We start from the raw sequence: 13,969 nt of genomic DNA, 5'->3' as shown, positions 1-13,969 counted from the left end.
CCTACGTAAGCTGATTGTGGTCGAGCGGATTGCCCTCGAGATTCATGCCGCGCGCGGAGAGGGCCTTCAGGACGTCCTGGCGCATGCCGAAAAGGGCCACGGTGCCGTTCACCAGGAGCAGGACCTTGTCAACGCTGTTGAGGAGGGCGGGCCGCTGGGTAATGGTAATGACGGTGATTTTCTGCTGCCTGGCATGGGCAAGCGCGCGCGTCAGCGCGGTCTCGCCGGCGCTGTCGAGATTGGAATTGGGCTCGTCGAGCACCACCATGCGCGGGTTGCCGAAAAAAGCCCGGGCGAGCGCGACGCGCTGCTTTTGCCCGCCGGAGAGCGGCGATCCGTCGGCCGCGACGAAGGTCTCGTATCCGTGCGGCAGCAGGGCGATCATGTCGTGCACGTCGGCAAGCTTGGCGGCGGCATAGATGTCGGCGTCGCTGGCGTCCTCCTGCATCCGAGCGATATTGGCCTTGATCGTTCCCGGAAAGAGCTGAACGTCCTGCGGGAGGTAGCCGATATTTTCGCCGAACTGACGCTGATCCCAGTTCCGCAGGTCCATGAGATCGAGCCGGACATTGCCGGAAGTGGGCAGGATGGAGCCGACGAGCATCTTGCCGAGCGTCGTCTTGCCCGCGCCGGAACTGCCGATGACGGCAAGGGAGTCGCCGGGGCTGAGCGAGAAGGTCACTCCGTTGAGGACGACACGCTTGGTGCCCTGCGGGACGAAAAGCAGCCGCTCGACGTCGAGACGTCCCTCGGGACGGGGCAGTTTCAGTCGCTCGAAATTGAGCGGCGAGCTCTGAAGCAGCGAAGCGATGCGCGAATAGGCGGCGCGCGACTGGATGACCTGGTGCCAGCCTTCGATCGCTCCCTCGATCGGGCCGAGCGCCCGGCCGGCGACGATCGATGCGGCAATGACCATCCCGCCCGTTAGCTTGCCATCGAGCGCGAGATGAGCTCCCCAGCCGAGCATCATGACCTGGGTTAGCAGCCGTACGGCCTTTGAGAGCGAGGCAAGGGCTATGTTGCGGTCCTGCGCCGTGACTTGGGCCTTGAGCGAGCCCGCCATGTCCTTGCCCCAGATGCGCACAGCTTCCGGGATCATCGCCAGCGCATTGATGATCTGCGAATTGCGCGACATCGAGTCGAGGTGGAGGTTCGCCTTGCTCTGGAATGTGTTGGCCTCTCCAAAGGGGGCCGCCGTCGCCTTCTGGTTCAACAAGGTGACGATGAGCAGGAGCAGGGCCGAGGCGATGACGATCGAGCCGAGATGCGGGTGGATCAGGAAGACCGCCAGGACGAAGAACGGCGCGATCGGAGCATCGAGGAAGGAAAGCAGGGTGCTCGACACCAGAAAGGAGCGAAGCTGCTGCAGGTCTCCAAGCGTCTGATATTCCCGCCCGTTGCTGTGCAGCGAGGCTCGGGCGGCCGCGCTGAGGATCGGCGCACCCAACTGGGCGGCAACCTCGACTGCCGTCCGCATGAGGATCATGCGGCGAATTCCGTCGAAAACGGCCTGCAGAATCACCGCACCAACGATCAGCACGGTGAGCATGACCAGCGTGTCGATCGAGCGGCTGGTAAGCACCCGGTCCGATATCTGAAACAGATAGATCGGTATTGCGAGCACGAGCACGTTGGTGGCGAGCGTGAACAGCATCACCACCATCAGGTTCTGCTTGATCGCCCGCAGACCTGCCTTAAGGCTGGCGGAAAAATCGACCGGGCCGAGGCGCTTATGGAAAACGCCTCCGCCTCCGCCATTGCCACCGCCACCTCCCCCGCCCGAGGAGCCGCCTTTGTCGGGAGATCTAGGCTCAGCCTTGATCGGGCCACGGTCGCCGTCGATCACGACCATCCCCGGTATGGAGGACTTATCCTTGAGTTCGGACCTTGGCTCGATGCTCGGCTTTTCGAAGCGTGGTTCGGGCCGGACCTCCTGGACGGGCAGACGCTGCTCGGCACTGCCGCCTCGCGGGCCGGGCACGATTTCGGCGGTGTTCGCGTTATCGGCCTTTAGCGCGGGCGTCCTTGTCTGTTGCATGACCTCCGCCATCGCCGTCGCGCTCCGTTCGGACGCAGGCGGTGCGGCCGTATCTGCACGATCTGTTTCCTGGCGAATTCTTGCGGCCGCCGCGCCGCGAAGCTGATCAACCACCTTGTCGAACTCCTTGACACTGTGATCCAAGACATTTTCCGTGCGGTCGATTCTGCGGAGCAGTTGCTGGCAGGCAGCATCCGCGGCCGGGGTCTGCGGGGAGAACTCCGCCTCGTCCGCAGCCTCGTCGCCGTCGGTTGCGAATTGCTCCCAGGGCGGATCGCGGTGGTCGGTCATCATCTCCTCCCGCGCTCCCATCAGGCGAGCATGCTATGCATGGGGTCGGCATTCGCCGTATCGATTGCAGGCGGTGCGTGATCCGGCGGCTGCGGGCCCGGGTCGGGGGCCATCATGTCCTCACCGAGAAAAGCCACCGCTTCGTTGACGAGCGCATCGGGATCCTGACCACCGAGATAAGGTTCGGTTTTGATCAGTTCGGCCTGGATCAGGATTTCGTCCGAGTAGGCCTGGCCGCCCGTGTAGATGGTCCCGCCGGCGTCGACATCGACGATGCCGGCGTAGTTGACCAATGCGTTCGAACCTGTCGAAATCGTCCAGTCTGCCTCCGGATGGGCCGCAAGCTTGCTCATCGCCAGCGCGACCGCGTCGCTATCGCCCAGAATGTTGGTTTGCTTGACGTAGTTGAGGTTGATCAGGTCGCCTGAAATATAAAGCACCCTCAGCCCGCTCATGCCGGCGAAGGCGCCATCCTGCAGCACATCGTCCGGGAGCGATTTTTTTCCGCTTGCGAGGTCGCCGAAAGCGTCGAGGTAGGATTTCGGCATCGGCTTGACGGAGGTCGCGCCACCGGCTTCAACGACGCCCGCTTCGTTCCAGAGCAGGTTTCCATCGGTGGAGGCCGAACCTTTGCCGCTGGTGCCGAAACCTTCGACGGCGCCGACAAGATCGTTGTCCAGCAGGATGTTCAACTGCTGAATGATGTTGGCGTCGTAGACATTTCCACCGATGAAGATGAGATCGTAGTAATGTCCGAGCTCCGCGAGCGAGACATTGTTGATCGCGGTGTTATTGCCGGTGATGATCGAAGCCGTCGCGCCAGCGGACGCCAGGATGGCCGTGTCCTCATCGGTCATGAAGGTGAACTGCTCGAACCAGTTCATGATCAAGAGGTCGCCCTTGATCTCGGTGACGGCCCAAACGGCGGGGAAGCCGCCGGGTCCGGCCTGCTCTGCGTTGCCGGGGTCGGGATCGAGATGCTTGAACATCGCGATGTTGAAAGCCTCGGTCGGCTTGCCCGGGTCGAGGTTCCAGCCATTGAGAGCGGGGCTCAAGAGATCGTTGTCGCAGAGGACGTTTATCTGCACGATCGCATTGAGCTCGACATGGTCGCCGGCAACGGCGAGCACATGCGACTGTAGCCAGTTGCTCGTCAGCTGGACGGAATTGACCAGCGTGTTGCCGCCGGCTTCCAGTTCGACCGATGCCTCGATCGAGACATGACCCTCGCCTGCCTTGAAGTTACCGCTGGCGTGATTGGAGGTCGCCGGCTTGTCCTCCGGCGTTTCCTCCGGTGGCGGCAGGTAGTCCTCGAGACGCGGTGCGTCCTCTACGAGCTCTCCGTTGACGAAGCTTCCTTCGAGCGTATCGGATTTCACCACGACGGTATCTTCTTCTCCGTCACTTTCCGCAGAGAAGGCATCAAGCTCTCGCGCCACAGTGGTGACGAAGGTGGCGATTTCTTCGGGAGAGCCGGGAATCTCTTCGGCGCCGATCGGAGAGATCTGCCGTGCCGCTTCGACGAGACCGTTCATGAGCGCGGTGTTGTCGAGCTGAGGATCGAATCGCAACCCATGACCGCCAAGGCTGACGGCATCATTGTCTGAGAGCCATATCTGTTGAGAAGCGTACACGGCCGTCGATCCGGGCGGATCGATGTGAAATTCGGGCGTGCCGGCTGATGATGAGGCGGCCCATCCGTGCCGGCTATCGAGCTCGCGAGCGTCGATGCCGTCAGCCTCGCGCGAAACCGGTATTTCGGGTGGGCGAAGGCCGGGATACAGCCTCGGGTTCAACTCGACCAGATCCGGCTCGGCTGGTCGGTAGGGAATACGGGGGTCGAAGTCCTTGAGCTCATAGGGTGCCTTCACCGTGACCGGCACGGAAGGGAGCTCCGGCGGCTCGTCCTGCGCTTTCTGGAGGGCCTTGAATTCTTCGTAGGCGTCACGCAGACGAATTTCTTCAAGAGCGATTGCGAAGAGGCCGATGAAGTGGGAGATCGCCTCGGTCGTCTTGTCGAAATACAGGGTCATTGTCAGCCCCCTTTTTTATTTCAGTGCTGTGGGACTGCGCGGGGCGAACCCGCGCAGTCCCTTTCAATGCCCGATTCCGAAAAATGCGGATCGGTGACGTCGCTTTACGGTCAGGCGTCGTCGTCCTCGCCAACCGTCGTGCTGCTGTAGTTGCCGCCGACGACCGTCATGTCGATGGTATTGCCCTGCAGATTGGCGCCGAGCACGATCTGCTGGTTGAAGGCGTTGGTGTCGATCACCGCATCGGCCGTTGCCGAGGAGATTCCTTCGAGGAAACTATCGTCTCCATTGTAGGAACCCCACGTGCCGCCGGCTCCGCCAGCTCCGCCAGCCCCGGTCGTCGCGATGCCGCCAGCTCCACCAGCGCCGCCAGCTCCACCCGTGGCATCACCGGCTACGCCGCCACCGGCCCAGGTGTCGCCTGCCCATGCACCCGTGAGGGCAAGGCCGCCATCGCCGTCGCCGCCGGTCGCAGCTCCGCCGGTCCCGACGCCGCCACCTGCAGCACCGGTGCTTCCGCCGTTCGCGGTAGCTGAGCCACCGCCACCACCACCGCCGCCGTTACCGGCACCGAGGCCGATGCCTGCACCTACGCCAACGCCTGCGCCCAGCGCGTCGCCGCCGTCACCTGCATCGCCCGAGCTGCCACCATTGGCGTTGCCGGTCCTGCCAACGGCGATGCTGTTGCCGCCATCGTTGTCGCCGCCATCGCCGCCGAAGTTCAGGATCGGAATCGAGAAGTCGCCGGTATCGGCACCGTCGCCGCCGTTACCGGCATCGCTAGCGTTCGCGTCGTCGCTTTCGACGTCACCCGTCTCGCCGCCGTTGCCGGCTGTGCTGTTGCCACCGTCGCCACCGGCTGCCGCGCCGACGCCGAGGCCAACACCGAGGCCGAGTCCGACGCCGAGGCCAGCACCGCCGTTACCGCCGTTGCCAGCGGTAGCCGTACCGCCGTTGGCGCTACCGCTCGTGCCGCCCGTACCGACGCCGACGCTTGCCGCGATGCCGCCGAGGCCATCGCCGCCGGCAGCAGAGCCATTGTTGATGGCGTCGCTGCCGATCGCCTTACCACCACCGGCGAAGCCACCAAGTGCGTTGCCACCGTCGCCGCCATTGCCGCCGTCGGCATCGGCATCGTCGCCACCCGAGCCGCCGTCGCCGCCGGCGTCGATGCCGTCGTCAGACGTGGCGGAGCCGGCATTGGCGTTGCCGTTCTGGTTCAGGACGCCACTGTTCGAAACGTCGTGCAGATGGTCGTCATCCGACATGATGGCGGATTGGCTGAAGACGTTACCAACGTCGTTGCCGGAGCCATTAAGCGAGTCGTTCAAGATGTCCTTGAAGCTGACGCTCGCCATGCCGTGAATGGTCGAATTGTCGACATCCACAAAATCATCGTCCGTCGGCTCCCACCCCGAGAGGTCAAGATCGACATCTACGTCCACATCGACATCGGTCTTGCTTTCGACGTCGACCTTCGTCTCGTTCTTGTTGAGGTTCGCGTTAAGGTTGGCGTTGCCGTTATGGTTGGCATTGCCGTTCCCGTTCAGGTTGGCGTTGCCGTTCCCGTTCAGGTTGGCGTTGCCGTTCCCGTTCAGGTTCCCGTTGCCGTTGGCGTTCGCGTTTCCATTGGCATTGCCATTGCCGTTCAGATTGCCGTTGAGGTTATAGGACTCGCTGGACTGCGTCTGGTCTTGCCCCTGATCCTGCCCTTGGTCCTGCCCCTGGTCCTGATCCTGCTTCTGCTTCTGAAGTTCGAGCTGAGCTTGAAGCTCGTGCTGGCTCTGGTCCTGATCTTGATCTTGGCTTTGGTTGTCCCACGGCCACAGGAAATGTTTATCCTTGCTCATAGAGATGTCCTCAAGTTGAGGCCGCGACAGCCGAACCGCCTTTTTCTCTCACGCGGTTTGGGGCCATGCGGTCTGGTGGGTGAAATGAACAAAGTATTTCAATGAAATTTGGATCGCGGGGGCGGCCTGGCGCAGCCCGGATCTCGCACACAGATTGTCGCGGTAGCAGCAGTCCTCCCCTGTTTGGAGCAGTCGGGCCTCGCCTCCATTGCGCGTCCGGCGCAATCCTGGTCCTCCCGGACCCGAGCCTCCCTGCTCGTTCATTTGCCTGGGCAGTCTGGTTGCAACCTGCACAAATTGTAAGCTGCCTGTTCGGATTAGCTCGCAGGGCAGCTGCGGGATTTTTACCTCACCTCAGGGTTGATTGCGGAAGAGAGAGTCATAGGAGGGAAACCATGCGAGTCGTTTTGTGGACGCTACCACTTTCGAGGTACTTGCCGCGGCCGATCTTCAAGGCCAAAGCTACTCCAATCGGAAGAAACCTGTCGGAAGTGGACATGAGTGATCCTGACGGAGGTGTCGGCAACGACAACCAGCGCCTATGAAGAGATTTCACGAGATACTTCTCTTGATCGGACAGTTGAACTACACGTGGACCAACACGGAAAGTCTGCTCATCTACCTGATTGCCGGCCTTGCGAATGTGGACAAGGAAACTGCGGTCATCATTTTCCTGACGCTGAATACGACACGCGCCCGCATCGAGCTCGTAGAGCGGCTCGCCAAGATGGCCAAGACGCCGCCCGAGCGCCGACAGGAGATTCTGGCCGTGACTCAGCAGCTTGGTAAACGGGCAAAGCTCAGGAACAAGTACAGCCACTGCGTCTATTCGTTCGATGAGACCGGTGACCAGGCAAGCACGCAGCTGATGGCCATCTTCGACAGCAAGGACACCATCAGGTATGGCAAGATCGAACAGATCGACGATGTGGAGGTGGCGAGGATCAACGAGGCGATCGACCAAATCATGAAGATCAACAGGGCGATCTGGAGTATCGTCGAGAGACACTCGTTTCCGCGCTGAGCGAATTCAGGGCAGCCGGGCTATTTTCTGGATCTATCGGAAAGATTTAACGGCGCGTTCGGACAGGCCCCAGCTCTCGTCACGAAGGATGTGGTAAGAGGGAGCCAGCACCGAAACCCTTTCATCTTTTATAGGGATTTTTGGGGCGCTGGCTCTCTTAACAGTTCAGATGAACTTCTCGTTCAACCGAAGGGTTCCGATTTCCATATTTTACTTTTCAATATACTTGGCGGCATCTGCCTAAATTACTACGTGTTTGAATACTTAGTCATACGCTTAGTCATATGTGCGCAATATAGATACTTCCGGATACGCTGGACATTGCCCGGAGACGCACAAAAGCCTGTGCGACGATCGGAGTGTGATCCGGAATGCGACGGAGCGAAAGCTATCAATTGTAGTTAGGACTCACGGCGCTCGCCCTGCGGCTGCGACCATCACCGCTCGAAGCGCATGCGTCGAGGCAGGAGACGGCGCGCCGACCCCCCAGCTCGTGCGCTGGTGCGTCGTCAGGTCAATCGGCCTTCCGCGTTAACGCAATGGTAATATTTGGAGATTTACGGGCTTTCCCGCTCGCGCATCGCCAGCCGCCGTTGCAGCCACGAAAGAAGGCGCCCGGCAAGCGATCGGAACGCCCTTCGGCCGATGGAGCGTGATCCGGCGCCGGAGCACCTGTGGCAGTAATTCGTTGTGAGTACGGTTGTGGATGCATGACCCGGCGGGCGAGCCGTCGCAGGGCCCCATCCAACGACGGAGGTTGGCGGGACCGGCCGCGATTGCGCGCTCTTCCCGTCTGCCGGTGACGCCACATTTACCCGTCAAAAGCAAAGGATCGCCGCTGGAAGCGAGAAGATAGCGGGATTGCCTTTGGCCTAGCGCCTGTATTTCCGCCAATTAGCCCAAAAATGGTTCACTTTCGAACGATTTAGACGAGAATGTGGCACTCATCTAGCCCTTTTGGGTGGTTTGCGATCCCCCATATTTACGATAGATTAGTCATTACGAATTTTTCCTTAACGGTAAATTCGTTTTTTTAACCGAATAAATTTTCAAGCACTGGGCCCTCCCCACGGGTCAGAAACCCGCAGAAATATGGGGGTCTAAGGAGGGGTAAATGTATCGTACGAGCTCGAGTCTGAGCAACTTTGAAGATAACAACAAGGTATTGCAGAAGAAAAGTAAGATCCTGATGCTCGCCAAGACCGACCTGTTCGCCGAATGCCTGACGCAGGCGATCAGTGCGCGTTTTCAAGATCAGGAAGTCGTGAGCCTTTCCGATGCCGACGGCCTTTTGGACGGGAATCTCGTGGACCTAAGCCTGGTCATGCTCTATCGCATGCCCACGGCGGCATTTCCATCGATCATCAGGATGATCCGTGAGTTTCATCCGAAGGCGGCGATCGGTCTGGTCGTAGAGGATGCGGACGATCTCGACTCGTCGATCGCCGGGTTCGTTGACGAGGGACTGATTCACGGCGTCCTGCCGCGCAATCTCCATCTCGACGTCTGCCTGACGGTTATCGACCTCCTCATGAAGGGGGGAGAGCATTTTCCCGCCGCACTGCTCAGGCGTTTGGCGCCACAAGGACTCGCTGCCGGTGGTCTTGTCGCGCAACAGGAGGCGGTTTGTGAAAGCATCGATCTGGAAAGCGGCGCCGGCATCGGCAAAGGCGTACTGACGGCGCGCGAGATTCAGATTCTCGATCTCATCTGCATGGGTACGCAGAACAAGATCATCGCCGATCGGCTCGGCCTCTCCGAGAACACCGTCAAGGTGCATGTTCGCAACATCTACAAGAAGATGAACGTGCGCAATCGGACGGAGGCGGCGTCGCGCTACTTCAGAAGCGAAGCGGATCTCGGCTCGCTCCGCATGCCCTCGCGTTGGCGCAACTGACGCGCCGCCTTTTTGCATGCGCAGCGCCGAGATTATCATCTTGAAGGCTACTCACGGCGCCGCACGAAGTGACGTGCGGCGCCGTGAGGCTGTATTGCGGCGGCCGTCTATTCGGCAGCCTGCGGATTCTTGAGGGTGCCACGGCGGATCTGATCGGCTTCGATCGATTCGAACAGCGCGCGGAAGTTGCCTTCGCCGAAGCCCTCGTCGCCTTTGCGCTGGATGAATTCGAAGAAGATCGGCCCGATGACGGTGCGGGAGAAGATCTGCAGCAGGATCTTCGTCATGCCGCCGTTCACCACGCCCTCGCCGTCGATCAGGATACCGTGCTCCTTCATCCGTTCGACCGGTTCCTCGTGGCCGTGGACGCGCTCGTGCGACATTTCGTAGTAGGTCTCCGGCGGTCCCGGCATGAATTTGAGGCCGTTCTCGGCCAGCTTGTCGACGGCGTCGTAGATCGCCTCGGTGCCGACGGCGATGTGCTGGATGCCTTCGCCCTTGTACTTCTTCAGATATTCCTCGATCTGGCTGGTGTCGTCCTTCGACTCGTTCAAGGGAATCCGGATCTTGCCGCAGGGCGAGGTGATCGCGCGGCTGACGAGGCCGGTGATGCGACCGTCGATGTCGAAGTAGTGGATCTGCTTGAAATTGAACAGCTCGCGATAGAAGGCCCACCACTTGTCCATATTGCCGCGATAGACGTTGTGGGTCAGGTGGTCGAGATAATAGAAACCGACGCCGGCCGGCTTCGGATCACGCTCGCCCAGCCATTCGAACTCGGCTTCGTAGGCGGAGCCCTTTTCGCCGTAGGTTTCCACGAAGTAGAGAAGCGAGCCGCCAATGCCGACGATTGCAGGCACGTCGAGGCTCTTGTCATTGCCGGCATAGGGCTCGGCACCTTTCGCAACGGCGTGCTCGAAGGCATGCTTCGCGTCGACGACACGCCAGGCCATCGACGGGGCGCAGGGCCCGTGCTTGTCGACGAAGCGCATGGCATGCGAGCCAGGCTCCGCGTTCAGGATGTAGTTGATGTCGCCCTGACGCCATACGGTGATGTTCTTCGTCCTGTGCCTGGCAACCGGCGTGTAGCCCATACGACTGAAGAGGTCCTTGAGCTTCTCCGGTTCCGGGTGGGCGAATTCGACGAACTCGAATCCGTCCGTTCCGGCGGGATTGTCCGCCGAGATATTTGCAGGCGGTGCGTCGTGCGGGAACGGGCCCATCGGAAGTCTCCTCTTATCCTCCAAACTCCGTTGAAGTATGGCGCAAACCCGATGCATGATGCTTGTATTCTTGCATCAATTGACGAGAATGATGCATGAAATATGCGGAAGATGACACGGGGACGCATGAATGGAGCAGCTTGACGGATTCGACCTCAAGATCCTCAGCGAATTGCAGCGTGATGGACACCTGACCAACAACGAATTGTCCGAGCGGATCGCGCTCTCACCCTCCCAATGCTCGCGGCGGCGCACCCGGCTGGAGGCGGAAGGCTATATCACCGGCTATCAGGCGCAGATCGACCGCCAGAAGCTGGGGCTCGATCTTATGGTGGTGATTTCAGTGACGCTCGCCACGCACAACCGCGACAATGCCAAGCGTTTCGCGAAGCTCGTCTCCAGCCTGCCGGAGGTGCTGGAAGCCTATGCGCTGACCGGCGAGATGGACTATCACCTGCGCGTGGTGACTCCCGACCTTGCCGGGCTGTCGCATTTCGTGAACGACGTGCTCTTGCCGCACGACAGCGTCCAGCACGTGAAGACTTCGATCGTGCTCGAAACGCTCAAGAGTTTCGAAGGGCTACCGATACCGGAGCGAATGAAGGGTTAGCGATTACTGACGTGCGACCGATTTCTTCATCGCCCGTTCCACAGCGCGCAGGCCTGTGGCGAGCGCTTCCATATCGTCCGCGCCGAGGGTGGAAAGCAGTTCCGCCTGATAACGACTCGCGAGTTTCGTCAATTCCTTATAGGCCTGCTCACCTGCCGGCATCAGCGCCAAGTGCTCGAAGCGGCGATCGCGGCCATCCTCCTCGCGCTTGAGCCATCGGCGCTGCTCGAGGCTGAAGACGGCGCGGCTCACCTTCGTCTTGTGCATGGAGGAATGTGCGCCGATCTCGGTTGCCGTCATGCTACGGCCCGAACTGCCGAGCGCGGCGAGCGTTCGCCATTCGGGACGGGTGAGCTGAAAGCGCGCCTTGTATTGCGCGGCGAAGCGCAGCGCCACGAATTCCGCCGCGCGGTTCAGCCGATAGGGCAGGAATGTCTCCAATTCGAACCCGTTCCCCGCCATTCGCTCCTGTCCTTGATAGTTACAAAATCAATAGTTACGATTGTAACTAATATGACGAGGAGACGAGGAGGTGCAAGCCATGTTGGAGAAGGCGGAAAAGCGGCGCGGGACCGCAGCGGGCCAGGAACAGACGCTCAATTACATGCCCGGTTTCGGCAACGACTTCGAAACTGAAAGTCTGCCCGGCGCCCTGCCGCAGGGGCAGAACAGTCCGCAGAAATGCAACTATGGCCTTTACGCCGAGCAGCTCTCCGGCTCGCCATTCACGGCGCCGCGCGGCACCAACGAACGATCTTGGCTCTATCGCATTCGGCCGAGCGTGCGCCATACGGGTCGTTTCCGCAGGATCGATTATCCTCTCTGGAAGACGGCGCCGCACATCGTCGAGCATTCACTCGCGCTCGGGCAGTTGCGATGGAGCCCTCTTCCCGTTCCAACGGGCACCCTCAACTTCCTTGAAGGCATCCGCACCATGACGACGGCGGGCGATGCGCTTACGCAAGCCGGAATGGCCGCGCATGTCTATGCCTTCAATGCCGACATGATGGACGACTATTTCTTCAACGCCGATGGAGAGCTTTTGATCGTGCCAGAAGCCGGCGCCATCCAGGTCTTCACCGAACTCGGCAAGATGGATGTGGAGCCGTCGGAAATCTGCCTCGTGCCGCGCGGTACAATGTTCAAGGTCACGCGCGTCGGCGAGGAGCAGGTCTGGCGCGGTTATATCTGTGAGAATTACGGAGCGAAATTCACGCTGCCGGATCGCGGCCCGATCGGCGCCAATTGCCTCGCCAATCCGCGCGACTTCAAGACGCCTGTTGCCGCTTACGAGGACAAGGAAACGCCTTGCCGGGTGCAGGTGAAATGGTGCGGCTCCTTCCACATGGTCGAGATCGGCCATTCGCCGCTCGACGTCGTCGCCTGGCACGGCAATTACGCGCCCTACAAATACGACCTCAAGACCTTCTCGCCGGTCGGCGCGATCCTGTTCGACCATCCCGATCCGTCGATCTTCACGGTGCTCACCGCACCCTCGGGAGAGGAGGGCACGGCCAATGTCGACTTCGTCATCTTCCCGCCGCGCTGGCTGGTCGCCGAACATACGTTCCGCCCGCCCTGGTATCATCGCAACATCATGAGCGAGTTCATGGGCCTGATCTACGGGCGCTACGATGCGAAGGAGGAGGGCTTCGTGCCGGGCGGCATGAGCCTGCACAACATGATGCTGGCGCACGGACCGGATTTCTCCGGCTTCGAGAAGGCCTCGAACGGCGAGCTGAAGCCGGTCAAGCTCGACAACACCATGGCTTTCATGTTCGAGACCCGCTTCCCGCAGCAACTGACCAAGTTTGCGGGCGAACTGGAGACGCTGCAGGACGATTACATCGACTGCTGGTCCGGGCTCGAGCGGAAATTCGACGGCACGCCCGGAATCAAGTGACTTCCGCCGGCAATCCGTGACATTCTTCGTTGATCCGCGCCGTCCGGCGCGGATCAACGACACACATCGGGAAACACCATGAAACTCGCGACGCTGAAAGACTCCACCCGCGACGGAAAGCTCATCGTGGTCTCGAAAGACCTGACCCGTTGTTCCGAGGTGGGCCATATCGCCCGCACGCTCCAGGCAGCGCTCGATGACTGGGCGCATGCGGGGCCGCGGCTTGCGCGCGTCGCCGAGGGGATCGAGACCGGGTCGCAGCCGACCATGCGCTTTCACGAGCACGACGCCGCATCGCCGCTGCCGCGGGCCTTTCACTGGGCGGACGGTTCGGCCTACGTCAACCACGTCGAGCTCGTCCGAAAGGCGCGCAATGCCGAGATGCCGGCGAGTTTCTGGACCGATCCGCTGATCTACCAGGGCGGCTCCGACAATTTCCTGGGCCCGCGCGATCCGATCCTGATGGCCGACGAGGCCTGGGGCATCGACATGGAGGGGGAGGTCGCGGCGATCGTCGACGACGTGCCGATGGGCGCGACGCCCGAGGAGGCGAGGGATGCGATCCGCCTCATCATGCTCGTCAACGATGTTTCGCTGCGTGGGCTCATCCCCGAGGAGCTCGCCAAGGGATTCGGATTCTATCAGTCGAAACCCTCCTCAGCCTTCTCTCCGGTGGCGGTGACGCCGGACGAATTGGGCGAGGCCTGGAAAGGTGGCAGGCTGCATCTGCCGCTCAAGGTCGATCTGAACAGCAGGCCCTTCGGCCGCGCCAATGCCGGGATCGACATGACCTTCGCTTTTCCGCAATTGATCGCGCATGCCGCCAGGACCCGGCCGCTTTCCGCCGGCACAATCATTGGTTCGGGGACCGTTTCCAACAAGCTCGACGGCGGGCCGGGAAAACCGGTTTCTGAGGGCGGCGTCGGCTATTCCTGCATTGCCGAACTGCGCATGATCGAGACGATCGAGAGCGGCGCGCCGAAAACACCGTTCCTGAAGTTCGGCGATGTCGTTCGGATCGAGATGAAGGACGAAAGCGGCCACTCCATCTTCGGCGCGATCGAGCAGAAGATCGAGAGATACGAGCGCGCCTGAAGCGG

The 13,969-nt window shown here is 60.9% G+C and carries 10 protein-coding genes; 5 read left to right on the top strand and 5 right to left on the bottom strand.

The features are described from left to right. Window position 1: 1 nt before the first annotated feature. From M728_RS14180 to M728_RS14170, 3 genes are all read right to left on the bottom strand, one after another. On the bottom strand, window positions 2–2,329 hold the full coding sequence (locus M728_RS14180; protein WP_026620642.1) for a type I secretion system permease/ATPase: 2,328 nt from the start codon (window positions 2,327–2,329) through the stop codon (window positions 2–4). A 20-nt stretch (window positions 2,330–2,349) separates the two neighbouring features. Next, complete coding sequence (locus M728_RS14175; protein WP_026620643.1) at window positions 2,350–4,362, bottom strand: hypothetical protein; 2,013 nt, start codon at window positions 4,360–4,362, stop codon at window positions 2,350–2,352. A gap of 110 nt (window positions 4,363–4,472) precedes the next feature. Then, window positions 4,473–6,212, bottom strand: a complete 1,740-nt coding sequence (locus M728_RS14170) for a hypothetical protein (RefSeq protein WP_026620644.1) — start codon at window positions 6,210–6,212, stop codon at window positions 4,473–4,475. 541 nt (window positions 6,213–6,753) lie between these two features. On the opposite strand from M728_RS14170, the gene M728_RS14165 reads away from it, so the two are divergent. Both M728_RS14165 and M728_RS14160 read left to right on the top strand, forming a co-directional pair. Then, entirely contained in the window at window positions 6,754–7,236 is a 483-nt protein-coding gene (locus M728_RS14165; protein ID WP_026620645.1) for a hypothetical protein, read from the top strand. A 1,114-nt stretch (window positions 7,237–8,350) separates the two neighbouring features. Further along, window positions 8,351–9,133: a response regulator transcription factor gene (locus tag M728_RS14160; RefSeq protein WP_026620646.1), complete on the top strand. Its 783-nt coding sequence runs from the start codon at window positions 8,351–8,353 to the stop codon at window positions 9,131–9,133. A 107-nt stretch (window positions 9,134–9,240) separates the two neighbouring features. Here the strand turns inward: M728_RS14160 and hppD are convergent, their stop codons facing one another. Next, a complete protein-coding gene (hppD, locus tag M728_RS14155; RefSeq protein WP_026620647.1) occupies window positions 9,241–10,356 on the bottom strand; it encodes a 4-hydroxyphenylpyruvate dioxygenase in 1,116 nt (371 codons plus the stop codon). 130 nt (window positions 10,357–10,486) lie between these two features. On the opposite strand from hppD, the gene M728_RS14150 reads away from it, so the two are divergent. After that, window positions 10,487–10,966 carry an Lrp/AsnC family transcriptional regulator gene (locus M728_RS14150; protein WP_026616095.1) on the top strand — a complete coding sequence of 160 codons (480 nt, stop codon included), beginning with the start codon at window positions 10,487–10,489 and terminating at the stop codon, window positions 10,964–10,966. Between the two features lie 3 nt (window positions 10,967–10,969). Here M728_RS14150 and M728_RS14145 read toward each other — a convergent pair whose 3' ends face one another. Beyond that, window positions 10,970–11,428, bottom strand: coding sequence for a MarR family winged helix-turn-helix transcriptional regulator (locus tag M728_RS14145; protein WP_026620648.1), 459 nt, complete (start codon window positions 11,426–11,428; stop codon window positions 10,970–10,972). A 79-nt stretch (window positions 11,429–11,507) separates the two neighbouring features. Between M728_RS14145 and hmgA the strand changes: the two genes are divergently transcribed. Together hmgA and M728_RS14135 are read left to right on the top strand one after the other, a co-directional pair. After that, window positions 11,508–12,869 carry a homogentisate 1,2-dioxygenase gene (hmgA, locus tag M728_RS14140; protein WP_026620649.1) on the top strand — a complete coding sequence of 454 codons (1,362 nt, stop codon included), beginning with the start codon at window positions 11,508–11,510 and terminating at the stop codon, window positions 12,867–12,869. 78 nt (window positions 12,870–12,947) lie between these two features. Continuing rightward, on the top strand, window positions 12,948–13,964 hold the full coding sequence (locus M728_RS14135; protein WP_026620650.1) for a fumarylacetoacetate hydrolase family protein: 1,017 nt from the start codon (window positions 12,948–12,950) through the stop codon (window positions 13,962–13,964). Window positions 13,965–13,969: the final 5 nt, after the last annotated feature.

It is taken from the genome of Ensifer sp. WSM1721 (genome assembly GCF_000513895.2).
GTDB lineage: Bacteria > Pseudomonadota > Alphaproteobacteria > Rhizobiales > Rhizobiaceae > Sinorhizobium.
Note: the sequence above shows the minus strand (reverse complement) of the source record. Positions and strands in the feature narration are given on the sequence as shown.